At 67.0% G+C, this 23,458-nt stretch carries 22 protein-coding genes and 2 pseudogenes; 15 read left to right on the top strand and 9 right to left on the bottom strand.

Translation table 11 applies throughout. The features are described 5' to 3' along the window. The 3 genes and pseudogenes from CH339_RS11075 to recR all read left to right on the top strand — a co-directional run. Positions 1-509 (top strand): annotated as a pseudogene (locus CH339_RS11075) (DNA polymerase III subunit gamma/tau); the annotation flags it as partial. A 60-nt stretch (positions 510-569) separates the two neighbouring features. Further along, positions 570-890, top strand: a complete 321-nt coding sequence (locus CH339_RS11070; protein WP_111434419.1) for a YbaB/EbfC family nucleoid-associated protein — start codon at positions 570-572, stop codon at positions 888-890. Between the two features lie 347 nt (positions 891-1,237). Further along, complete coding sequence (gene recR, locus CH339_RS11065) at positions 1,238-1,846, top strand: recombination mediator RecR (RefSeq protein ID WP_111434418.1); 609 nt, start codon at positions 1,238-1,240, stop codon at positions 1,844-1,846. Between the two features lie 25 nt (positions 1,847-1,871). On the opposite strand, the gene CH339_RS11060 is transcribed toward recR, so the two are convergent. Continuing rightward, entirely contained in the window at positions 1,872-2,876 is a 1,005-nt protein-coding gene (locus CH339_RS11060) for an adenosine kinase (protein WP_111434417.1), read from the bottom strand. A 191-nt stretch (positions 2,877-3,067) separates the two neighbouring features. Here CH339_RS11060 and CH339_RS11055 point away from each other — a divergent pair, with 191 nt between their 5' ends. Beyond that, complete coding sequence (locus CH339_RS11055; protein WP_111434416.1) at positions 3,068-3,811, top strand: sulfite exporter TauE/SafE family protein; 744 nt, start codon at positions 3,068-3,070, stop codon at positions 3,809-3,811. Between the two features lie 19 nt (positions 3,812-3,830). Here CH339_RS11055 and CH339_RS11050 read toward each other — a convergent pair whose 3' ends face one another. Then, positions 3,831-4,448, bottom strand: coding sequence for a glutathione S-transferase (locus CH339_RS11050; protein WP_111434415.1), 618 nt, complete (start codon positions 4,446-4,448; stop codon positions 3,831-3,833). A gap of 334 nt (positions 4,449-4,782) precedes the next feature. On the opposite strand from CH339_RS11050, the gene CH339_RS11045 reads away from it, so the two are divergent. From CH339_RS11045 to CH339_RS11035, 3 genes are all read left to right on the top strand, one after another. After that, positions 4,783-5,028: a HypC/HybG/HupF family hydrogenase formation chaperone gene (locus CH339_RS11045; RefSeq protein ID WP_111434414.1), complete on the top strand. Its 246-nt coding sequence runs from the start codon at positions 4,783-4,785 to the stop codon at positions 5,026-5,028. Further along, positions 5,025-5,513: a [NiFe]-hydrogenase assembly chaperone HybE gene (hybE, locus tag CH339_RS11040; protein WP_111434413.1), complete on the top strand. Its 489-nt coding sequence runs from the start codon at positions 5,025-5,027 to the stop codon at positions 5,511-5,513. Before CH339_RS11045 ends, hybE begins: the two co-directional genes overlap by 4 nt. Positions 5,514-5,578: 65 nt before the next feature. Beyond that, positions 5,579-6,802, top strand: coding sequence for a nickel-dependent hydrogenase large subunit (locus CH339_RS11035; RefSeq protein WP_111434412.1), 1,224 nt, complete (start codon positions 5,579-5,581; stop codon positions 6,800-6,802). Between the two features lie 163 nt (positions 6,803-6,965). On the opposite strand, the gene CH339_RS11030 is transcribed toward CH339_RS11035, so the two are convergent. After that, on the bottom strand, positions 6,966-7,445 hold the full coding sequence (locus tag CH339_RS11030) for an Lrp/AsnC family transcriptional regulator (RefSeq protein ID WP_111434411.1): 480 nt from the start codon (positions 7,443-7,445) through the stop codon (positions 6,966-6,968). Between the two features lie 121 nt (positions 7,446-7,566). On the opposite strand from CH339_RS11030, the gene ald reads away from it, so the two are divergent. From ald to CH339_RS11005, 5 genes are all read left to right on the top strand, one after another. Then, positions 7,567-8,682: an alanine dehydrogenase gene (gene ald / locus CH339_RS11025; protein ID WP_111434410.1), complete on the top strand. Its 1,116-nt coding sequence runs from the start codon at positions 7,567-7,569 to the stop codon at positions 8,680-8,682. A 113-nt stretch (positions 8,683-8,795) separates the two neighbouring features. Next, on the top strand, positions 8,796-9,794 hold the full coding sequence (dgcN, locus tag CH339_RS11020; RefSeq protein ID WP_111434409.1) for an N-acetyltransferase DgcN: 999 nt from the start codon (positions 8,796-8,798) through the stop codon (positions 9,792-9,794). Positions 9,795-9,814: 20 nt separating this feature from the next. Then, a complete protein-coding gene (locus CH339_RS11015) occupies positions 9,815-10,681 on the top strand; it encodes a D-amino-acid transaminase (protein ID WP_111434408.1) in 867 nt (288 codons plus the stop codon). 108 nt (positions 10,682-10,789) lie between these two features. Next, positions 10,790-11,971: an aminotransferase gene (locus CH339_RS11010; protein ID WP_111434407.1), complete on the top strand. Its 1,182-nt coding sequence runs from the start codon at positions 10,790-10,792 to the stop codon at positions 11,969-11,971. A 39-nt stretch (positions 11,972-12,010) separates the two neighbouring features. Beyond that, entirely contained in the window at positions 12,011-12,982 is a 972-nt protein-coding gene (locus CH339_RS11005) for a zinc metalloprotease HtpX (protein WP_111434406.1), read from the top strand. 4 nt (positions 12,983-12,986) lie between these two features. Here the strand turns inward: CH339_RS11005 and CH339_RS11000 are convergent, their stop codons facing one another. From CH339_RS11000 to betC, 6 genes and pseudogenes are all read right to left on the bottom strand, one after another. Beyond that, complete coding sequence (locus CH339_RS11000; RefSeq protein WP_111434405.1) at positions 12,987-13,688, bottom strand: gamma-glutamyl-gamma-aminobutyrate hydrolase family protein; 702 nt, start codon at positions 13,686-13,688, stop codon at positions 12,987-12,989. Continuing rightward, positions 13,685-14,683, bottom strand: coding sequence for an amidoligase family protein (locus CH339_RS10995; protein ID WP_111434404.1), 999 nt, complete (start codon positions 14,681-14,683; stop codon positions 13,685-13,687). Before CH339_RS10995 ends, CH339_RS11000 begins: the two co-directional genes overlap by 4 nt. Before the next feature lie 184 nt (positions 14,684-14,867). Further along, positions 14,868-15,728: pseudogene (locus CH339_RS10990) on the bottom strand (quaternary amine ABC transporter ATP-binding protein); the annotation flags it as partial. Between the two features lie 4 nt (positions 15,729-15,732). Beyond that, a complete protein-coding gene (gene choW, locus CH339_RS10985) occupies positions 15,733-16,581 on the bottom strand; it encodes a choline ABC transporter permease subunit (protein ID WP_111434402.1) in 849 nt (282 codons plus the stop codon). Positions 16,582-16,703: 122 nt separating this feature from the next. Beyond that, a complete protein-coding gene (locus tag CH339_RS10980; RefSeq protein ID WP_111434401.1) occupies positions 16,704-17,663 on the bottom strand; it encodes a choline ABC transporter substrate-binding protein in 960 nt (319 codons plus the stop codon). Between the two features lie 99 nt (positions 17,664-17,762). Then, a complete protein-coding gene (betC, locus tag CH339_RS10975) occupies positions 17,763-19,298 on the bottom strand; it encodes a choline-sulfatase (RefSeq protein WP_111434400.1) in 1,536 nt (511 codons plus the stop codon). 164 nt (positions 19,299-19,462) lie between these two features. On the opposite strand from betC, the gene betI reads away from it, so the two are divergent. From betI to betA, 3 genes are all read left to right on the top strand, one after another. Then, positions 19,463-20,065 carry a transcriptional regulator BetI gene (gene betI / locus CH339_RS10970; protein ID WP_111434399.1) on the top strand — a complete coding sequence of 201 codons (603 nt, stop codon included), beginning with the start codon at positions 19,463-19,465 and terminating at the stop codon, positions 20,063-20,065. A gap of 100 nt (positions 20,066-20,165) precedes the next feature. Then, positions 20,166-21,626 (top strand): betaine-aldehyde dehydrogenase, encoded by a 1,461-nt coding sequence (gene betB, locus CH339_RS10965; protein WP_184443255.1) that lies wholly within the window; start codon positions 20,166-20,168, stop codon positions 21,624-21,626. Positions 21,627-21,711: 85 nt separating this feature from the next. Further along, positions 21,712-23,376, top strand: coding sequence for a choline dehydrogenase (gene betA / locus CH339_RS10960; protein ID WP_111434397.1), 1,665 nt, complete (start codon positions 21,712-21,714; stop codon positions 23,374-23,376). Positions 23,377-23,458 lie beyond the last annotated feature (82 nt).

Genomic DNA, 23,458 nt, shown 5'->3' with positions numbered 1-23,458 from the left:
AGCGGGCCGAGCCCGACGCCATGGCGGACCTGACCGCGCCGGAGCCCGAGCCGCCGGCACCGGCACCACAGGCCGCCGGGATCGCGCTCGCCTCGCTCGCCGATGTCGCCGCACTTGCCCGCGAGCGCCGCGACCTGAAGCTGAAGGACCAGGTCGAGACGCTGCTGCATCCGGTACGGTTCGAGCCCGGCCGCATCGAGGTCGAGCTTGAACCCGATGCGCCGACGGGCCTTCCCGGCGAGCTCGGCGCCCGGCTCAGCGACTGGACCGGCATGCGCTGGGTGGTCACGGTTGCCCGCGAGGGCGGCGGCGCGACCCTGCGCCAGCGCCGCGACGCCGAACGCGACCGCCTCCTTGCCGAGGCGCGGGACGACCCCAACGTCGCGGCCATCCTGACCGCCTTTCCCGGCGCGGAGATCGTCGGCGTGCGCGTCACCAGACCCGAGCCTGAGGCAGTCGACCCGGACGCAGGCTCCGCCGATGGCGATACGGATGACGACGCCGACTGACCGGCCGCCGATCACGGGCAGCCTTTTGAACCGATACCAGTCGACACCAGCGAGGACGCGATGGATTTTCTGAAGATGATGAAGCAGGCCAAGGACCTGCAGGGCAAGATGGCCGAGATGCAGCAGCAGATCGCCGAGATCGAGGTGGAGGGCAGCGCCGGCGCCGGCCTCGTCACAGCAAAGCTCTCCGGCAAGGGCGAGTTGAAGGCCCTGAAGGTCGATCCCTCGCTGGCGAATCCCGAAGAGATCGAGATCCTGGAAGACCTCGTCATGGCCGCCGTCAACGACGCGCGCACCAAGAGCGAAGAGGTCATGCAGGAAAAGACCAAGGAGATGATGGGCGGCATGGGCCTGCCGCCGGGCATGAAGATGCCGTTCTGAGGAGCGGGCAACGGGACGGGTGGTTTCTCAACAGACGCCCCTATGTTCACCGTGTGCGTGCCGGGCTTGAACGGTGCCGTCTTCTCCCGTCGTCGCCCCTCACGCCGCGTCACCACCGGGCCTGACCCGGTGGTCCATGATGAGGGAGCGGCAGGTGGCACGGCCCGATGGATTGCCGGGTCAAGCCCGGCAATGACGCCGAGAAGGGGGAAAAGCGCCGGCGAGATCGCGCCAGCCGGACGATCCGGCAACCGCCGCAAGCCCGCCGCTCCGTTGAAAAACGAAAACCGAACAGTCGGCAAAGCGCATCATGCGCCTTGCGCAATCTCCAGGGAACGACACAAGACATGACGGCCAGTTCGCCCATCGGACCGGAAATCGAGCGGCTGATCCAGTTGCTTGCCAAGCTGCCGGGGCTCGGTCCGCGCTCGGCCCGGCGCGTGGCGCTGCATCTTGTGAAGAAGAAAGAGTCCCTGCTGACCCCGCTCGCCGCGGCGATGGCCGCCGCCCGCGACACCATCGTCACCTGCCAGGTCTGCGGCAACATCGATACCGCCGATCCCTGCACCCTGTGCCGCGATCCGCGGCGGGACCCGTCCGTCATCGTCGTCGTCGAAGACGTCGCCGACCTGTGGGCGCTTGAGCGCGCCGGCGCCGTCAGCGCCCGCTACCATGTGCTCGGCGGGGTCCTCTCCGCCCTGGACGGCGTCGGCCCGGAAGACCTCAACGTGGAGAGCCTGATCGACCGGACCCGCGCCGACGGGGTGAAAGAAATCATCTTCGCCGTCAACGCGACGGTGGAGGGCCAGACGACGGCGCATTACGTGTCCGACCAGCTCGCCGGCCTTAACGTCAAGATCTCGCGGCTCGCCCACGGCGTTCCCGTCGGCGGCGAGCTCGACTATCTCGACGAGGGAACGCTCGCCGCCGCCATCCGCCAGCGCACGGCGCTCTGATTCGGCTTGACCGCCGCCGCGGCGATCAGGAGATCGGAAAGCCGCGCTGCGCCGCCAGGTCACGCAGCGACTTCTCCGGCCGGGCGCCCACATGGGTGATGACCTCCGAGGCGGCGATGCCGCCGAGTTCGGCGCAGTCGGCATGGTCGAAGTCCCGCGACAGGCCGAACAGGAAGCCGGAGGCGTAGAGGTCGCCGGCACCGGTCAGGTCCACCACCCGGTCGACCGGGGCTGCGGCCACCTCGGTCGTCTCCTCGCCGGAGACCACCATCGAGCCCTTGGCGCCGAGCGTGATGACCGTAAGCGGCGCATCCTGGCGCACGGCGGCGATCGCGGTCGCCAGGTCCGCGGTCTGGTAGAGCGCGTGGATCTCGTGCTCGTTGGAGAACAGGACGTCGACGAGCCCGGTGCGCACCAGGTCCAGGAACTCCTCGCGGAAGCGGTCGACGCAGAACGAATCCGACAGCGTCAGCGCCACCTTGCGGCCGGCCTCGTGGGCGTAGGCGGCCGCCGTGCGGAACGCTTCCTTGGCCGCCGGGGGATCCCACAGATAGCCTTCCAGATAGGTGACGGCGGCGGCCGCCACCGTGTCGCGGTCGATGTCGGCCGGCGTCAGCTCCTGGCTGGCGCCGAGGTAAGTGTTCATGGTGCGCTCGCCGTCCGGCGAAATCAGGATCATTGAGCGCGCCGTCGGCGATCCGTTGACGAGGGTGGGCGTGTCGAAGCCGACGCCGAAGGCGCGGATGTCGTGGCGATAGGCATGGCCGAGTTCGTCCTCCGCCACCTTGCCGATGAAGGCGGCCGAGCCGCCGAAGGAGGCGACGCCGGAGACGGTGTTGCCGGCGCAGCCGCCGGAGATGCCGATCGCCGGTCCCATCTTGGCGTAGAGCCGTTCGGCTTCCTCGGTCTCGATCAGGCGCATGGACCCCTTGATCAGGTTCTCCTGGACGAGGAAGTCGTCCTCGACATGGGCGAGAACGTCGTAGATGGCGTTGCCGATGCCAAGTACATCGAAGCGGGTGTCGGTCATGGAGTGCGGTCTCCGGAAGGCAGCGTTGCTTGGGGCCGCTCTGCCGGTCGCCGGTTCGGGAGGAAAATGGCGCCAACCCGGGAGCGTGGGAACGAATGCAACGTGCAAATGTGGAACAACGCCGCCTTTTGCCATAACAGGTCGGTGGCGCGCAATGCGCGGACGGAAACCGGGCAAACGGGAGAGCATGTGTGTCGCCGGAGCAACTCGCCATCGTCGCTGCCGGCCTTTTCTTCGCCGCCTTCGTCAAGGGCGCGACGGGCCTCGGCTTTTCCACCTCCGCCCTGCCGGTGCTGGCGCTCGCCATCGGCCTGAAGGCGGCGATGCCCCTCGTCATCGTCCCCTCCCTGATCAGCAACACGCTGGTGATGATCGAGGTCGGCCATTTCCGCGAGACCCTTTCGCGGTTCCGCTGGCTCTATCTCGCGACCCTGCCGGGGTTGCTCCTCGGCCTCTTTCTCCTCGATCGGGTGGACGGGCCTGCCGCCGGCGCGGTCCTCGGCGTCGTTCTGGCGGCCTATGGCGCCTTTTCGCTCGCCGGGCCGGAGCTTGTCATCCCGCCGCGGCGCGAAAAGCCGCTGGCGCCGCCGACCGGGTTCCTGGCCGGTCTCTTCAACGGCCTGACGGGCTCGCAGGTGATGCCGATCCTGCCCTATCTGATGGCGCTCAGGCTCGGGCCGGACCGCTTCATCCAGGCGATCAACATCTCGTTCTGCCTGTCGAGCGCGGTGATGGCGGTGGGGCTCACCAAGATCGGGCTGATGACGTGGCACACCCTTGCGATCTCGTTCGCCGGCCTGGTGCCGGTCTTTGCCGGCATCAAGGCGGGAACAGCGCTGCGCCGCCGCCTGTCGGTCGACGCGTTCCGGCGCCTCGTTCTGGTCGTGCTGATCGTGCTCGGCGTCGCGTTGGTGCTGCGGCCGCTCATCGGCTGACCGCGGGGCCTCGGCGGGTTCAGCCTTGCGGCGGCGCCGTCGCCTCCATGGACGGACGCTTGGCGAACGTCTCGTACCAGCCGGCAAGCTGCGGCCGCGCCTCGCGCCAGTCGATGTCGGCGAAACGGAAATCGAGATAGCCGAGCGCGCAGCCGACGGCGATCTGGCCCAGCGTCAGCGGGCCGGTCAGGATCTCCATCCAGTGCGCTTCCAGTTCGTCGAGCGCGGTATCGATCTTGGCCATCTGGCCGTTCAGCCAGGCCTGGTTGCGCTTGTCTTCGTCGCGGAGCGTCAGTTCGTAGCGCACCAGAACCGCCGCATCGGACAGCCCGTCGGCAAGCGCCTCCAGCGTCAGCGCGGCAAAGCGCTTGATGCCGGACGCCGGGATCAGCGGCGTGCCCTCGTGCTGGGTGTCGAGGAAGGCGGCGATGACGCGGCTGTCGAACAGCACGGAATCGTCGTCGAGCACCAGCGTCGGGATCTTGCCGAGCGGGTTCTGGATGACGACGTTCTCGTCCCGGTCGATTGGATGAGCGGCGGCGGAGACCTTTTCGATCTTGTCGGCGATCCCGGCCTCGTGGGCCAGCACCATGACCTTGCGCACGAAGGGTGAGGTCTGGGAAAAGAACAGCTTCATCAATCAGCCTCCAAGAATTCGGCCCGCCATGAAAAGGCCACCGGGCGATAGCCGGTGGCCGGGGATCGGACCCGCCGCATCGGCCCCGGTCGGGCCGCGCGGTTCGGTTTGAATACGGTCCACGGGGCGCCGAGCAGGGGCAACCCCCGTGAATTCCCTTAGGTCCAACCCTTAATCTATCCGGCAAGGTGAGGAAAGGGGCAATCGGCTACCGCCCCGTCCGGCGACCGGACCCCCACGAAAAAGCGGAACCCTCGATTGCCGGACGTATTCGAAAGCCCTAAAGTATCAAGGCCGATACTCGAAAGACCGTGATCCGAAAGGCGGCTATCCGATGTGTCTTGCCGTTCCCGCCAGAGTGCTTTCCGTCGACGGCGCCACCGCCGTCGTCGAACGCTATGGCGCGGAGCTGACCGTCAGCCTGGCGATGCTGCCGGAGCCGGTCGCGGTCGGCGATTTCGTCGTCCTGCAGATGCAGCGCTTTGCCGTCGCCAAGATGGACGCGGAGGCCGCCGCGGAATCCTACCGGCTGTTCGACGATATCCTTGAGACCATCGGCGAGCGGGAGCGGCCGCAATGAGCGGGGCGCAGGCAGATGTCTCTGGCGGGCCGATGGCCGAGCGCCTTGCCGCGCTCGTTGCCGACTTTGCCGAGGTCGGCGAGACCCAGATGCGCGACCTGCCGGTCTATAATCGCAACGTCGAAATCGAGACCATGGGCTTTCGGCCCTATTGCGCGGATTACCTGGGCGTTCTCATCGCGCCCTGGTTCATCAGCATCGTCGCCCTGCCGCGCGCCTGGACGCCGGAGCGCGCAGGCACCGGCCAGGCGACCCATTTCCTGCCGTCCGGGCCGGAGGTGTTCCTGGAGGCGTTTTCGGAAAAGATCGGCGCCTATGCCTCGCTGTCGCTGGTGACGGCGCTCTTCCACATCCACAGCCAGGACGATGCCCGCAAGGAGGCCCGCGAGGGCCTTGCCAGACTGATGACGCCGCTGGCCGCCGGGCGGGCAAAGAAGCAAACGGCGATGTCCCGCCGCGACCTGTTCCGCGGCAAGGTGCGGTAACAGGCAGGCGATCCGGAAAACAAAAAAGACGGGCCGCACGGCATCGGCCGAGGGGGGTAAAAAACATGTCCACTGACATCGAAGACAGGATCGGCCAGCGCGATTGCGGCATCGAGGGCCGTCTTGCCGTGCGCCTGACGCTGGCCGGCGGCAGGGTCGATGCGGTCGACATTGCGTCCACCCGCCCGCTCGGCGCGGCATCGGTGCTGGAAGGTCGCGAGGTCATGGACGCGATCCAGTCGCTGCGGCTGCTCTACAGCCTCTGCGGCACGGCGCACACGGTTGCCGGGCTTGAAGCCGCCGAAGACGCCCTCGGGATCGCCCCGGCACCGGCCGTGGCGTCTGCCCGCCGCCTGCTCGTCGCCGGCGAGGCGCTCGGCCAGGCGATGTGGCGCCTGATGCTCGACCTGCCGCAGATGGCCGGCGAGGAGACCGCCTTCGACGCGCTGCGCGACGCCCGCGCCCGCATCGCGCGGCTGGCAAAGACCGTCTATCCGCGCACCGACTGGATCCGCCTCGGCGGCGCCGGGGTCGAACCGAAGCCGGCAAAGGTCTCAGCCTTCGCCGACACCATGGCGGAGATCGCACGGCTCGGCATCTTCGGCCGCGAGGTGCGCGCCGCCGAGGTCCTCGCCAACCCCGAAGCGCTGGCGATGTGGGCGGCACGGGGGGAGACGCCGATCGCCCGCGTCGTACGGACCGTGCTGGATCGTGATCTTGCCGGCTTCGGCGCGGCAACGACGCCGCCGCTGCCGGAGCTTGATCGCAAATGGCTCGCCGAGCGCCTTGCCGGCGACGCAGGCCGCGCCTTCTCGGCCCGGCCCGAGATCGACGGCACGGCGTACCAGACCGGTGCCGGCGCCACCCATCGCGACCATCCGCTGATCGTCGACCTGACCGCAGCCCACGGCGCCGGGCTCCTGGCCCAGCTTGCCGCGCGCATCGTCTCCGTCGATGGCCTGATCGCGGACATTCGCCAGATCGCCGGGGAATTGGAGGCCGCGGAGGAAACGGCCGAGCCGGGCGCACCCGCGCGCGCCGCCGGCACCGGCGTCGCCACGGTCGAGACCGCCCGCGGTCGTCTCGTCCACTACGTGGAGATCGAGGGAGGGCGCACGGCCGCCTACCGCATCCTCGCCCCGACGGAGTGGAATTTTCACGCCGAGGGGGTGCTCGCTGCGGGGCTCAAGGGCGTTCGCGCGGAAGATGTCGAGAAGCTGAAGGAGGCTGCATCGCTCCTCGTCACGGCCATTGATCCGTGCGTTCAGTTCGACGTGGAGGTCGTGTGACGGGCGCTGTTGTCTGGATTGCTTCGCTGCGCTCGCAATGACGACGAGGCATGATTCCTCAATAGTTCCAACGTCATTGCGAGGAGGCCGTCAGGCCGACGCGGCAATCCAGGAGCCACACGCACGCACGGCGCGCGCTACCCAATCCCGCGACCATAGCCCCTCACACCGGCTCCACCACCTTGTAGCCGCGCCAGGCGCGCACGGTCCGGAGCGAGAAGTTGGACTGCACCCGCGCCACCCCCGGCAGCCTTGCGATCAGTTCCCGGTGGATGCGCTCGTAGTCGGCCGGGTCCTTTGCCGCGACGCGGATCAGGTAGTCCGCCGGCCCGGCCATCAGATGGCATTCCAGGATCTCCGGCGCCGCGTCGATCGCCGCCTCGAACTTCGACAGCGCCGCCTCCGACTGGGACGACAGCGACACCTCGACGAACACCACCATGGAAAATCCCAGCGCCTGAGGGCTCAGCCGGGCGACGTAGGATTCCACGATCCCGGCCTCCTCAAGCAGCTTGATGCGCCGGTGGCAGGCAGAGGGCGAAAGGCCGATCTCCTCGGCGATCTCGGCGATCGAAATCCGGCAGTTGGACTGCAGGATGGCGAGGATCTTGCGGTCGGCGCGGTCGAGGGAATCGTATGCCATTCGAAAAAGACGTGAAATTTCGGGAGGATTTTCCGGCGATTGCGCGATAGTGACGATTAATCGGTGAGAAATCCACACAATCTTCGGCTAGCATACCTGCATTGCAGTCCAGGAGGCGGTCATGCTCATCGGCGTTCCCAAGGAAATCAAAAACCACGAATACCGCGTCGGCATGACGCCGGAAAGCGCGCTCGACGCGGTCCACCGCGGCCATCAGGTGCTGGTGGAAACCAATGCCGGCGACGGCATCGGCGCCACCGACGACGACTACCGCGCGGTCGGCGCGACGGTGGTCGCGACCCCGGCCGAGGTCTTTGCAAAGGCCGACATGATCATCAAGGTGAAGGAGCCCCAGGCCCATGAGCGCAAGATGCTGCGCGAGGGCCAGATCCTCTACACCTACCTCCACCTGGCGCCGGATCCGGAGCAGACCAAGGACCTTATCGCCTCCGGCGCCATCTGCATCGCCTATGAGACCGTGACCGACGCACAGGGCGGCCTGCCGCTGCTGAAGCCGATGAGCCAGGTCGCCGGCCGGATGTCGATCCAGGCCGGCGCGCACGCGCTGGAAAAGGTCAATGGCGGCCGCGGCGTCCTCATCGGCGGCGTGCCCGGCGTCGGCGCGGCCAAGGTCCTGGTCCTCGGCGGCGGCGTCGTCGGCTTCAACGCCGCCCAGATGGCCGTCGGCATGTTCGCCAACGTCACCGTGCTCGACCGCAGCCCGATGGTGGTGGAGCGGCTGGCGACCCATTTCGAGTCGCGCGCCCGCATCCTCTATTCGACCCGCGCCATCCTCGCCGACCATGTCGCCAATGCCGACCTTATCATCGGCGCGGTGCTGGTCCCGGGCGCGGCGGCGCCCAAGCTCGTCACCCGCGACATGCTGAAGACCATGAACCGCGGTGCCGTGCTCGTCGACGTCGCCATCGACCAGGGCGGCTGCTTCGAGACCTCGCGGCCGACGACCCACGACAATCCGATCTTCGTGGAAGAGAACATCGTCCACTATTGCGTCGCCAACATGCCCGGCGCCGTTGCCCGCACCTCGACCTATGCGCTCAACAACGTCACCCTGCCGCACGCCCTGGCGATCGCCGACAAGGGCTGGAAGCAGGCGCTGAAGGACGATCCGTTCCTGCGCGACGGCCTCAACATCTGGAACGGCAAGGTCACCTGCGAGCCCGTCGCCCGCGAGCTCGGCTATGACTACCTTCCCGCCGAAGAAGCGATTTCCTGAACGAAAACAACATATTCCAGCGTCCTGATATGTGGCGCGGGGACCCTTTCCCCCTTGACCGCCGGGCCCGCCGGCGCTTCCATCGGCAGGTCTCGCCCTCGGGAGTCACAAGCATGTCGATCAAAACCCCCTACGTCCTCTTCCTCGGCGACGCGCCGGACCTGCTCGCCGGCAAGGTCGCCGTCGGCATCCGCCAGTGGCGGCCGGAGCATTGCGTCGGCCAGATCCGTCTTCCGGGCTGCAAAGCCGATTGCGGCCTGCCCGACATGACGCCGGCCGAGGCCTACCAGAAGGGTGCGCGCACCCTCGTCGTCGGCGTCGCCAACCGCGGCGGCGTCATCGCCGGCAACTGGATCTCCGTGCTGCACGACGCCCTGGAATGCGGCCTCGACATCGCCGCCGGCCTGCACAACAAGGTTGCCGACATTCCCGAACTGAAGGCCGAGGCCGACCGGCTCGGCCGCTCTATCTTCGACGTCCGCCACCCGACCAAGACGTTTTCGGTCGGCAAGGGCTCCAGGCGCCCTGGCAAGCGGCTCCTCACCGTCGGCACCGACTGCTCCTGCGGCAAGATGTTCACGACCCTTGCCATCGAGAAGGAAATGCGCGCCCGCGGCATGGACGCCGACTTCCGCGCCACCGGCCAGACCGGCATCCTCATCGTTGGCGACGGCGTCTCCGTCGATGCGGTGGTCTCCGACTTCATCTCCGGCTGCATCGAGGACCTGACGCCCGACGCCGCCGACGACCACTGGGACGTGATCGAGGGCCAGGGCTCGCTGTTCCATCCCTCCTTTGCCGGCGTCACCACGGGCCTCATCCACGGCGCCCAGCCGGATGCCCTGGTGCTCTGCCACGAGCCGACCCGCACGCATATGCGCGGCGTGCCGGACTTCGCGCTGCCGGGGCTGGAGGAGTGCATGGACCTGAACCTTCGGACCGCGCGGCTGACCAACCCGGACGTCCGCTTCGTCGGCGTCTCCATGGACACCTCGCGGCTCGGCGAGGACGAGGCGCTGCGCCTCCTTGAGGACACCGGAACGCGGCTCGGGCTTCCGGCCGTCGATCCGGTGCGCATCGGCGTCGGCCCGATCGTCGACACTCTGGGCTGAATTCAAACGGGGGCTGACACATGGCACGCACGGTTTATGTCAACGGCGCGTTTCTCGCCGAGGACGACGCGAAGATTTCCGTCTTCGACCGCGGCTTTCTCTTCGCCGACGGGGTCTATGAGGTAACGACGGTCCTCAAGGGCAAGCTGGTCGATTTCGAGCCGCATATGGCCCGCCTCAACCGGTCGCTGAGCGCCTTGCAGATGGCACGCCCGATGGGCGAGGCGGAACTGCGCGACATCCACGAAAAGCTCGTCGCCCTTAACGAGCTCGACGAGGGCATCGTCTATCTGCAGGTGACCCGCGGCATTGCCGACCGCGATTTCGCCTATCCGACCGACGCGGCGCCGAGCCTCGTCATGTTCACCCAGGCCCGTCCGGTGGTGGACAACCCGAAGGTGGAAAAGGGCATCGCCGTGATGACCGTGCCGGACATCCGCTGGCGCCGCCGCGACATCAAGACGGTGGGCCTCCTGCCGGCCTCCATGGCCAAGCAGGCGGCGCTGGAAGCCGGCTATGGCGATGCCTGGTTCGTGGAGGACGGCTTCGTTACGGAAGGCAGCTCCAACAACGCCTTCATCGTCAACGCCGAGGGCGCGGTGATCACCCGCCAGCTCACCAGCGACATCCTGCACGGCATCACCCGCGATGCCATCCTGAGGCTCGCCCGCGAGGACGACATCACCATCATCGAACGCCCGTTCACCCCGGGCGAGGCGGAGAACGCCAAGGAGGCCTTCATCACCTCGGCCTCGACCTTCCTGATGCCGGTCGTCGCCATCAACCATTCCACCATTGGCGACGGCACGCCCGGCCCGATCTCGCGCAAGCTGCGCCAGCACTATGTGGACGCCGCGTTCGCCTCCATCGGCGAGGCCGTCGACTGATCCATTGCACCACTGCGGCTTTCGGTGCCATCAACAATACTCGACTCCGCGCCGTTTCTGCGGCATCCATCTCGCCGTGCTGTCCGGGCAAAGCGTGGGGGATCCCCGATGAAGCCGACCAATGCCATCTTTACCGGCGTGCCGACCACCGTCTTTGAGGTGATGTCGCGGCTGGCGATCGAGCACAAGGCCGTCAATCTCGGGCAAGGGTTTCCCGATGTCGACGGACCGGAGGAGCTGCGCCGCATCGCCGCCGAGGCGACCGTCGCCGGCCCCAACCAGTACCCGCCGATGCTGGGTCTCGCCGAACTGCGTGAGGCCGTTGCCGCCGCCAACCGGCGCTTTTACGGCCTCGACATCGACCCGGCGAGCGAAGTGCTCGTCACCTCCGGCGCGACCGAAGCGATCGCCGATTGCCTGCTCGGCATCGTCGAGCCCGGTGACGAGGTCATCCTGATTGAGCCGCTCTACGACTGCTACCTGCCGATGGCGCGCCGCGCCGGCGCCGAGATCAAGCTGGTGCGCGTCGCTCCGCCCGACTGGCGCCTCGACCGGGACGCTTTGGAGGCCGCCTTCAGCGAACGCACCAAGGCGATCCTCCTCAACAACCCGATGAACCCGGCCGCGAAAGTCTTCTCCGAGGACGAGTTGGCGCTGATCGCGGAGCTCTGCGTCAAATACGACGCCTACGCGATCTGCGACGAGGTCTACGAACACCTCGTCTTCGACGGCAGAAAGCACCGGCCGCTGATGACGTTCGAAGGCATGCGCGAACGCTCGGTGCGCATCGGCTCGGCCGGCAAGACCTTTTCCTTCACCGGCTGGAAGGTTGGCTATATCAGTGGCCCGGCGAGCCTTATCGGCCCGGTCGCCAAGGCGCACCAGTTCGTCACCTTCACGACGCCGCCGAATTTGCAGAAGGCGGTTGCGAAGGGCCTTGCCAGCGACGATGCCTATTACGAGGGTTTTGTCGCCGACATGACGGCAAAGCGCGATCACCTGTCGGATGGCCTTGCCCGCCTCGGCTTTCCGGTGCTGCCCTGCGAAGGCACCTATTTCGTCTCCGTCGATATCGCCGGCATGGGCCTTGGCGAGGACGACGTTGCCGCCTGCCGGACGCTGACGGTCGATGCCGGCGTCGCCGCCATCCCGCTCTCGGCCTTCTATCCGGGAAAAAACGCCCCGAAGACCTTCGTGCGCTTCTGCTTCTGCAAGAGGCCGGAGGTGCTCGATGCGGCGCTGGACCGGCTGGAAGCCTATCTCGGCCGCGACCAGCAGGCCTCGGCCTGAGCCCTTAAAAACCCGGCCGCGTCTGCCTACATCAATGGCATGACAGGGTTTTTATCGCTGAGCGACGACCTCCAACGTCGCCATAAATTCCGCAACACGCTCCACACCTGGCTGCTCGCCGCGGGCAGCCTGGCGCTTCTGGTGCTGTGCGTCGTCATCGTCATGGGGCCTGACGGCATCCTCTTTGCGCTGATCGGCGGCGGCCTCGGCCTCTTCTTTGCCACCCGCGCCTCGCCGGAGCTGGTGCTGCGCATGTACCGGGCGCGCGAGCTGCCCGAGCACGTGTTCGAGGAGGGCCACCGGGTGCTGGCGCTGATCGCCGAGCGTGCCGGCCTGCCGCGCGTGCCGAAGCTCTACTACGTGCCGAGCCGGATGATGAACGCCTTTGCTGTCGGCCGGCCCGAGGACGCCGTCGTCTGCGTCACCGACGGGCTGATCCGGGGCCTCTCTTCACGCGAATTCGCCGCCGTCGTCGCCCACGAGGTCAGCCATGTCCGCAACGGCGACATCAAGGTGATGGCGCTCGCCGATATCGTCGCGCGCATGACCGGCGTGCTCTCCACCTTCGGCATGATCGTGCTGGCCCTGAACCTGCCGGCGATCCTTGCCGGCAGCGGCACCGTGCCCTGGCTCGGCATCCTGATCCTGCTCGCCGCCCCGACCATCGGCGGGCTGATGCAGCTCGCCCTGTCGCGCGCCCGCGAATACGACGCCGACCTCGACGCCGCCGAGTTGACCGGCGACCCGGAGGGCCTTGCCTCGGCCCTCGTCAAGCTGGAACGCGCCCATGGCCGCCGCTGGGAGAGCATGGTGCTGCCGGGAAACCGCCTGCCCGACCCCTCGCTGCTGCGCTCGCACCCGCGGACCGAGGATCGGGTCGCCCGTCTGAAAACCCTGCAGCCGGCCCGCGACCCGGTCTTTGCCGCCCTCGACGCCCCGGTCGTCGTCGGAAAATCCTTCATCCCCGTCACCCGCCGGCCGAGACGGCGCATGACCGGGGTGTGGTATTGAGGAACTACCGCTCCGCGCAATAGGCCTCCGCCGCGTTGAGGAACGCCCGGAACAGGTGCCTTTGCGAGGCTCGGTAGATGAGGAATTCCGGGTGCCACTGGACGCCGATGAGGAAGCGTGCCTTGGGGTCCTCGATGCCCTGGACGATGCCGTATTCGTCGCGGGCGGAGACCTCCATGCCCTCGCCGAGCCGGTCGATCGCCTGGCGGTGCAGGCTGTTGGCCTTGAAGCGCGCGCGGCCGAGGAAGCCGGCGAGTTTCGAGCCGGCCTCGATGGTCACGTATTTCTTCGGCAGCGGCGTCCACATATGCGGGACGTCGTCGTAGCTCTTGTGCAGGTCCTGGTGCAGCGAGCCGCCGCGAAAGACGTTGAGGAGCTGGGCGCCGCGGCAGACCCCGAGCACCGGCACCTTGCAGCGCGCCGCAAGGTCAAGCAGCCGCAGCTCCATGGCGTCGCGCGCCGGATCGATGTTGATGTCGAGGGTAAGGTCGCCCTGGTAGAGCCCGGCGCCGATATTGTCACCGCCGCCAATGATCAGCCCGTCGAAGCTGGAGATATCGACATCGTCGATCGGCGCGATCAGCCGTACCGGCCGGACCCCGTAGAGCCTCAGCGACAGGAAATAGAACCACCACATGTAGCGCCCGCCCCCGGCCGAGGTGGTGACGCCGATGCATGGCGTCGTTTTCGCCTTGCGCAGCCTCATGAGACAAGCAGCCACTCGCTGGCGCGAATGGCCCAGTTCTCCGAGATCCACTGCTCGCGGTTGGCCCGGTAGGCCCGGCCCATGGCGTCGAGCTTCGCCCGATCCGCGGCAAGCTCCTCAACCACGCACCAGCGGTTCCATTCCAGCGTCACGCCCCAGTCCGCCTCGGAAAAGCGGGCATCGGGCAGACGATAGTGAAAGGTCGGCCGCTTCTTGATCAGCGGATCGGGGGCCAGCGCCTTCACCTTCTCCTCATCGAAAAAGGCGAACAGCGGCAGCATGTCGAGTTCGCGGTTGCGGGTCGGGTTGGCATGCAGGTAATCCTCGATCAGCCGCTCCCGGCCCGGCCAGTAGTCCGGGTCGACGACGCTGAGGACGTAAGGGTTCGGGAAGGGATCGGCGAAGGAGGCGATGCGCCGGGTCGGGTCGATCGACATGATCTCGCGCAGCCATTCCGACAACAGCAGATAGGCCTTCAGGACCGAGGTGATCCATTCGCCGCTGTCCTCGGCGATCTCCGGGTTGAGCTGGGCGCCGAAGGCATAGAGCGGATTGGACCGGGTGCCTTCCGCGCCGGCCTCGCGCAGCGCCTGCACCAGCCGCTCCAGCTTGCCGATCTCGTCGATCGGGACCGGCGGGCAGACCACCTCACAGGGCACCAGGATCGAGCTGACGTCGCCGATCAGCGAGCGCAGCCGCGCGTCGAAGTCGGCAAAGGCCTCGCGCAGCCCGCCGCCGATCCTGCCGGCTTCCGGCTTCAGCGGCCGGTGGGCGTATTGGGTGTCGAGCTCGCAGACGAAATCGCCGAGTTCGGTGCCGCGGATGTGGAAGCGGTGCGGGTCCTCCTCCTCGACGGTGCCGCCGAAAAGGCTCTGCACCTGCTGCGATCCGTCGCGTGCGGAGACGGCGGCAAATTCCAGTTCCACGCCGACGCGGCGGGTCGCGCCGTCCGGATTTGTCGTGCGCGGAGGCATCTTCTGGGAAAACGGTTTCATGGGTCTCGTGTGACGGCTCTTCAAAGGGATGGGCACGGGCGGTCAGAAGGCGCCCGGTGCATATGGGCTGTCGAAGTCGGCAGGCAAACGGCCGCGTGACATCGCGGCCGGACGCATCCTGCGTTAGGCAAACGACTAAGACGATGGATTGTTCCGCTGGCGGGCCCGCCGCTTACCCGCCGCGCATATGGGCGACGAACTCGGCGACATAGTCGTCCGCCGGGTTGTCGACGATATCGTCCGGCGTGCCGTGCTGGACGATCCGCCCGCCCTCCATGATGGCGATGTGCCGGCCGATCTTGGCCGCTTCCGTCAGGTCGTGGGAGACGAAGAGGACGGTCTTGTCGAGCCGGGCCTGCAGTTCGATGAGTTCGTCCTGCAGGCGCGAGCGGATCAGCGGGTCGAGCGCGGAGAACGGCTCGTCCATCAGGAGGATGTCGGCGTCGGTGGCGAGCGCCCGGGCGAGCCCGACGCGCTGCTGCATGCCGCCGGAAAGCTCGTGGCCGTATTTGTCGGCCCATTCGGAAAGCCCGACGGTTGCCAGCTTTTCCGTCACGATCTCGTCGATGCGGGCCGCGTCCTCGCCGCGCACCTCCAGGCCGAAGGCGACGTTTTCCTTCACCGTGCGCCAGGGCAGCAGCGCGAATTGCTGGAACACCATGGCGCAGTGCTTGCGCCGGATCGTGCGCAGCATCGACTGGCCGCAGGTGACGACGTCGACCATCTCCCTTCCGGTGTTGACCAGCACCCTGCCGCGGGCGACCTCCGTCAGGCCGTTGACGGCGCGCATCAGGGTCGACTTGCCGGAGCCGGAAAGTCCCATCAGGACGCAGATCTCGCCGCGCCTGACGGAGAGGCTGGCGCCGGCGCAGCCGAGCACCAGTCCGGTCTCTTCCAGGATCTGGCTGCGCTCCTGGCCGGCATCGATCAGCGGCAGCGCCTCCTTCGGGTCGTCGCCGAAGACGATGTCGACGGCCTCGAAGCGGATCGCGTCTTCGGTGCCAGATGTGGCTTCCGAGGCGGGGAGGGGGGAGGTGTCGGTCATCGCCTCACCGCTGCTCCGACGGCGGCTCGGCCCGCCGGAACACCCGGTCGAGCAGGATGGCGACGATGACGATGGCAAGGCCGGATTCGAACCCTTTGGCGATGTTGACGGTGTTGAGCGCGCGCAGCACCGGCTCGCCGAGCCCGTCGGCGCCGACCAGCGCCGCAATCACGACCATCGACAGCGACAGCATGATGCACTGGGTGAGACCGGCCATGATCGTCGGCATCGCCGACGGCAGCTCGACCTTGAAGAGAAGCTGGTTTTTCGTGCAGCCGAAGGCTTTGCCCGCCTCGACGAGCGCATTGGGCGTCGACTTGATGCCGAGGGTGGTGAGCCGGATCGGTGCCGGAATGGCGAAGATCACGGTGGAGATCAGGCCCGGCACGACGCCGAGACCGAAGAGGATCAGCGTCGGGATGAGATAGGCGAAGGTCGGCAGAGTCTGCATCAGGTCGAGGACCGGCCTGAGGATAGCCTCCAGCCAGGGCCGATGGGCGGCCGCAATGCCGATCGGGACGCCGATGACCATGCACACGAAGGTGGCGAAGACGACGAGGGCGAGCGTTTCCAGCGTCTCGTCCCAGTAGCCCATATTGATGATCAGGAAGAGGCCGAGAACGACGCCGAGCGCCAGCTTCCAGCTCTTCTTCAGATAGCCGGCAAGGGCGGCGAAAACGAGCACGAGGACCACGGGCGGCACCGCCGCCATGCCGTCGGTGAGGCCCTCGATCAGGGTCTGCAGCGTTTCGGAAACGGCGTCCAGAAACCCCGACGCCCAGACATTGAAGGCCTCGACGCCGGCCTCGACCCATTTGCCGAGCGGGATCTTGGTCTCGGTTAGCCAGTCCATTGCCGTTCAGACCACGAAAAAGGGATTTTGCACGATTCGGATTCTTCGAAATTCCAACCGTGCGATCTCCGGAAAGAGAAAAGGGCGGCCGTCCGGCCGCCCTCGTCGATTGGCTGGCTCGCTTACAGGCCGAGTTCTTCCTTGGCCGCGGCCATGGCGTCGTCGCCGCCAAAGGTCGTGACGCCTTCGAGCCAGCCTTCCACGACGTCCGGATGCTGCTTCAGCCAGGCCTTGGCGGCGGCGTCCGCCTCCGCGCCGTCATTGAGGATCGCGCCCATGATCTCGTTTTCCATGGCCAGCGAGAATTCCAGATTGCCCAGGAACGTGCCGAGGTTCGGGCATTCCTCGGTGTAGCCCTTGCGCACGTTCGTGTAGACCGTCGCACCGCCATAGTCCGGGCCGAAGACGTCGTCGCCGCCGGACAGGTACGCCATGTCGTAGTTGGCGTTCATCGGATGCGGCTCCCAGCCGAGGAAGACGATATCGACCTTCTTCTTCACGTCGCGCGCGACCTGGGAGAGCATGCCGGCCTCGGACGATTCCACCAGCTCGAAATCCTTCAGGCCGAAGGTGTCCTTCTCGATCATGGTCAGGATCAGCCGGTTGCCGTCATTACCGGGCTCGATGCCGTAGATCTTGCCGTCGAGGTCGTCCTTGAACTTGGCGATGTCCTCAAAGCTCTTCAGGCCCTTGTCATAGGTGTATTTCGGAACCGCGAGGGTGTATTTCGCGCCTTCCAGATTGGCCCGAAGGGTCTCCACCGAGCCGTCCTCGCGGTAAGGCTTGATGTCGCCTTCCATGGTCGGCATCCAGTTGCCGAGGAAAATGTCGATGTCGCCGTTCTTCAGCGAGCGATAGGTGACCGGCACCGACAGCAGCTTGGTCTCCGGCTCGTAGCCGATGGCGGACAGTACCGCCGAGGTCGCCGCCGTCGTGGAGGTGATGTCGGTCCAGCCGACGTCGGAGAAGTTGACGGTCTTGCAGCTTTCCGGCTCCGCCGCCCCCCCGGCGGAAATGGCGGAAAAGGAGATAAGGGCGGCGGCGAGTGCGCCGCCGAGGACCTTCGTGACAGTGTGTGCCATGACGTTTCCCTGCTCTTTCTGGGTGAATGGGCCGTGCGGCCGTTTGGTTGGCCACATGGAAGCACCCAAGCCGGCAGGGATCAAGCGGGCGCGCGGGGCTTATTTTGCCGGGCGCGGAAAACGGCTGTGCCATTCGACCTCGTTGAGGTCGAGATGGTTGCGCATGTACTGCTCGTGGGCCTCCGTTTTCGGCTGGTAGTCCCAGGGCTGGAACTTGCCGGTCCGAAGCGCCTTGTCGATGAAGCGCCGGTTGCGCTGGTCGGCAAGAACGGCCTGTTGCAGGGCCTCGAAATCCCAGCGTTCCGAGACCTCGGCCGCAAACGCCGCTTCCGTCTCCGCCACCTCCGGATTGCCGCACAGATTGGTGAGCTCGTCCGGGTCAACGGACAGATCAAAGAGCTGCGGCGGGTCGGCCGGGCAGGCGATGTATTTGTAATTGCCGCGCCGGATCATGACGAGCGGGGCGACAGCGCCCTCGCCGAAGAACTCGCCGAAGACGGTGTCCTCGTCTTCGTCCGCATCGCCGGCGATCAGCGGGGTGAGGTCGCGGCCGTCGAAGCCCGGCTCGAAATCCTCCGGCGCGCTGTCGGTGAGCGTCATCAGCGTCGGCGCCAGGTCGACGAGGGAGACGTTCTGCGACACCCGCCTCGGGCCGAAATGCTGCGGCGCGTGGACGATCATCGGCACCCGCGCGGCGTTCTCGAAGAAGCTCATCTTGTACCAGAGCCCGCGCTCGCCGAGCATGTCGCCGTGGTCGCCGGTAAAAAGGATGATGGTGTCGTCGGCAAGGCCGCAGGCCTGCAGGGTCTGGCGGATGCGGCCGACCCACTGGTCGACATAGGAGATGTTGCCGTAATAGGCGCGCCGTGCCCGCTTGATCTCCGCTTCGGTGATCGTTGCCGCGTCCCGGTCGAGGGCTTCCATCAGCCGCCGGCTGTGCGGGTCGAGCAACGTCCGCTCCGGCTCCGGCACCCGCGGCAGGTCGATGTCGACGCCCTCATAGAGGTCCCAGAACTCCTGCCGCGTCGTGTAGGGATCGTGCGGATGGGTGAACGAGACGCACAGGAAGAACGGCCGTCCGTCCTCGGCCCGGGCGAGGTCGCGGATCTCCCGCACGGCGTGGAAGCCGGTCTCGTCGTCGAAATCGAGCTGGTTGGTGACTTCGGCAACCCCCGCTTCCGTCACGCTCGACATGTTGTGGTACCACCAGTCGATGCGCTCCTCGGCCTGGTCCCAATTGGCCACCCAGCCGAAATCGCCGGGATAGATGTCCGTCGTCAGCCGCTCCTCGAAGCCGTGCGTCTGGTCGGCGCCGATGAAATGCATCTTGCCCGCCAGCGCCGTGCGGTAGCCGGCGGCACGCAGCACATGCACGAAGGTGAGCTGGTTCGACGGGAAGTAGGAGGCGTTGTCGTAGGCGCCGATCCTTGAGGAATGCAGTCCGGCGAGCATGGTGAAACGCGACGGCGCGCAGAGCGGATTGTTGCAATAGGCCGACTCGAAGGTGACGCCCTCGGCTGCCAGCCGGTCGATGTTCGGGCTTCGGACGATGGGGTGCCCATAGGCCCCGAGCGCCGACGGGGTGAGCTGGTCGGCCATGATCATCAGGATATTGGGACGGCGGCCGTGGGCCATTTGACTGTTCCTTCCCGACGCCGATGCGGCGTCGCGGTTCGGGTGAGATTCTCGAGCCGGAAATGTCGCACGGGCGGGCTCCGAAATCACCGTAGGTTTTTATTGATTGACGCGTCAATCAAAAATAAGATGGCCGGGAGGAGACCCGAGAGCGGAGACAAAAGATGCCCAAGGTCGGAATGGAGCCGATCCGCCGCAAGGAACTGATCGCGGCCGCCATCGACGAGATCCACGCCCATGGCTCGCTCGACGTCACGGTCGGCCAGATCGCGCGCCGGGCCGGCGTCTCGTCGGGCCTCGCGCACCACTATTTCGGCAACAAGGACGGCCTCCTGGTTGCCACCATGCGCTACCTGTTGAAGGGCCTGTCGCGCCGGGTCGCCGAACGCCTGCGCGAGGCGCGCGATCCGCGCGACCGCCTCACCGCGATCATCGCCGGCAATTTCACGCCCGAGCAGTTCCGCCCGGAGGTGATCTCCGCCTGGCTCGCCTTTTATGTGCATGCCCAGGCCTCCGCCGAGGCGCGCCAGCTTTTGCGGATCTACGCCCACCGGCTGAATTCGAACCTTGTCGACGCCTATGCCCGGCTGCTGCCGCGCGCCGATGCGGCGCTGGCGGCCGAGGGCACGGCGGCGATGATCGACGGCGTCTGGCTGCGCCGGGCGTTGCGCGAAGGCGCCGCCGACGCGGCAAGCGCCGCCGCCCTCGTCGAGGACTATGTCGAAACCCGGCTCGGCGCCGCCGGAGCGCCACCCAAAGGGCATTGACGACCTTCGTTGCGATGCGCGCGGAGGAATTGGAACACGGGGCTTGTCCGGCTGCCTGAACGCTCCGGTCAACGCCCGCACAGACAAGAAAGACCACCCGATGCCGAACGCCCAACCCAAAGGCTCCCACTTCATCGCCGGCGAGTATGTGCCGGGTGCCGGCCTGGCCGTGCCGGACATTTATCCGGCGACCGGCGAGGTCATCGCTGAGATCCGCCACGCCCAGCCGGACGAGATCGAGGCGGCGATCGCGGCGGCGAAGCGCGGTTTCGCGGTCTGGTCGAAGACGCCGGGTGCGGAGCGCGCGCGGGTGCTGCGCCGCGCCGCCGATCTCCTTCGCGCCCGCAACGAGGAGATCGCCCGCATCGAGACGCTGGACACCGGCAAGCCGATCCAGGAAACGCTCGTTGCCGATGCGCTCTCCGGCGTGGAGTGCCTGGAATATTTCGCCGGCATCGCATCCAGCCTGTCCGGCGACTATGTCGACCTCGGCGGCGACTGGATCTACACGCGCCGCGAACCGCTCGGCATCGTCGCCGGCATCGGCGCCTGGAACTATCCGGTCCAGATCGCCTCCTGGAAGGCGGCCCCGGCGCTTGCCTGCGGCAACGCCATGATCTTCAAGCCGTCGGAGGAAACGCCGCTGTCGGCGCTGATCCTTGCCGAAATCCTCACCGAGGCAGGGCTGCCCGCCGGCGTCTTCAACGTCGTACAGGGCGCGGCCGAGGTCGGCGCGGCGCTGGTCGCCCACCCCGAGATCGCCAAGGTCTCGCTGACCGGCGAGGTCGGCACCGGCAAGCGCATCATGGGCGATGCGGCAAAGACCCTGAAGCACGTCACCTTCGAGCTCGGCGGCAAGTCGCCGATCCTCGTCTTTGAAGACGCCGACCTCGATGCCGCCGTCGGCGGGGCGATGCTCGGCAATTTCTATTCCTCCGGCCAGATCTGCTCCAACGGCACGCGCGTCTACGTCCATTCCAGCGTCAAGGACGCCTTCATCGAGCGCCTCATCGCCCGCACCAAAGCCTTGAAGCTCGGCGATCCGCTCGATCCGGAAACCCAGATCGGCCCGCTCGTCTCCGAGCGCCACATGGAAAAGGTGCTCTCCTACATGGAGATCGGCAAAGCCGAGGCGACGTGCCTCATCGGCGGCGGCCGCGCCACCGGGCCCGGCCTCGACAGCGGCTTTTACGTCGAGCCGACGGTGTTCGATGCCAGCTCCGATGAGGCGCGCATCGCCAGCGAGGAGATCTTCGGGCCGGTCCTGACCATCCTCACCTTCGACGACGAGGCCGATGCGATCGCGCGCGCCAATGCCACACCCTTCGGCTTGGCGGCTGGTGTCTTCACCCGCGATCTCGCCCGCGCCCACCGGGTCGTCGCCGAGCTTCAGGCCGGCACCTGCTGGATCAACACCTACAATCTGACGCCCGTCGAGATGCCCTTCGGCGGCGTCAAGCAGTCCGGCATCGGCCGCGAAAACGGCAAGGCCGCGCTCGAGCACTATTCCCAGGTCAAGAGCGTCTACGTGGCCATGACGCCGACCGAAACCCCGTTTTGACGTCTGCCGACACGCGGACGTCGCCACAAGAGAACGCACCCGGTCCTCCCCGACATGCAAGTGAGGGTGCGCAGGAGTTTAAGCTATGCGGGAAGGCGAGACCTTTGACTTCCTCGTCGTCGGCGCCGGCAGCGCCGGCTCCGTCCTGGCAAGTCGCCTGACAGAGGACGGCACGACGACCGTCGGCGTCATCGAATTCGGCGGCACCGACGCCGGGCCGTTGATCCAGATGCCGGCAGCGCTCTCCTATCCCATGAACCTGCCCTTCTACGACTGGGGCTTCCAGACCGAGCCGGAGCCCCATCTCGGCGGCCGCAGGCTGGTCTGCCCGCGCGGCAAGGTGATCGGCGGCTCGTCCTCCATCAACGGCATGGTCTACGTCCGCGGCCACGCCCGTGACTTCGACACCTGGGAGGAAATGGGCGCGCGCGGCTGGGGCTTTCGCAATGTGCTGCCCTATTTCAAGCGCGCCGAGACCAGCCATGGCGGCGAGGATGGCTGGCGCGGCACGGACGGGCCGCTGCACGTCACCAGAGGCCCGCTCGACAACCCGCTCCACCACGCCTTCATGGAGGCCGGCGCGGAGGCCGGTTACGGACTGACCGAGGACTACAACGGCAGCCGCCAGGAAGGCTTCGGCCGGATGGAGATGACCATCTGGAAGGGACGGCGCTGGTCGGCGGCGAACGCCTATCTGAAGCCGGCGCTCGGCCGCAAGAACCTCGAACTGATGACGCGCACCTTCGCGCACCGCATCGTCTTTGAGGACGGCCGCGCGGTCGGCGTCGAAGTGGAGAACGGCGGCGGCCGGCGCATCATCCGTGCAAGGCGCGAGGTGATCCTCGCCGCCAGCGCCATCAACTCGCCGCGCCTCCTGATGCTCTCCGGCATCGGCGACGGCGAGCACCTGCAGGCACACGGTATTTCGACCCGCGCGCACCGGCCCGGCGTCGGCCAGAACCTGCAGGATCACCTGGAGCTCTACCTGCAGATGACCTGCCTGAAGCCGGTCTCGCTCTATTCCAAGCTCAACTGGGTCTCCAAGGCGCTGATCGGCGCGCGCTGGATGTTCTCCGGCGACGGCATCGGCGCCAGCAACCAGTTCGAATCCTGTGCCTTCGTGCGCTCCGCGGCCGGCGTCGACTATCCCGACATCCAGTACCACTTCCTGCCGGTGGCGATCCGCTATGACGGCAAACTGCCGGTCAAGGCGCACGGCTTCCAGGCCCATGTCGGCCCGATGCGCTCCAAGAGCCGAGGCCGCGTCGCGCTGACCGGCCCGACGCTGAAGGACCCGCCGTCGATCCTTTTCAACTACATGTCCCACGACGACGACTGGTCCGACTTCCGCACCTGCATCCGGTTGACCCGCGAGATCTTCGACCAGCCGGCCTTTGCGCCCTATCGCGGCGAGGAACTGACGCCGGGCGCCGACAAGACCTCGAACGAGGAGCTCGACGCCTACATCTCCGAGGCGGTGGAAAGCGCCTACCACCCCTGCGGCACCTGCCGCATCGGCGATGCTGACGACAAGTGGACCGTCGTTGATCCCGAGTGCCGGGTTGTCGGCGTCGACGGGCTCCGGGTCATCGATTCCTCGATCTTCCCGCAGATCACCAACGGCAACCTGAACGGCCCGACCATCATGGTCGGCGAGAAGGGCGCCGACCTGGTGCTCGGCCGAACCCCGCTTGCCGCCGCCAATGCGGAGCCCTGGATCAACCCCGACTGGGCCATGGCCCAGCGGTAGACCTTTCCTTTGCCGCCGCGTGCGGGCACTCTCTCCGGCAACGCTGCCGTGAAGACAGCGACGAACGGGGAGACGTCCGCAA

It is taken from the genome of Rhodobium orientis, from assembly GCF_003258835.1.
GTDB lineage: Bacteria > Pseudomonadota > Alphaproteobacteria > Rhizobiales > Rhodobiaceae > Rhodobium > Rhodobium orientis.
The sequence above is the reverse complement of the archived record's forward strand: the minus strand, read 5'-3'. Positions and strand labels throughout refer to the sequence as shown.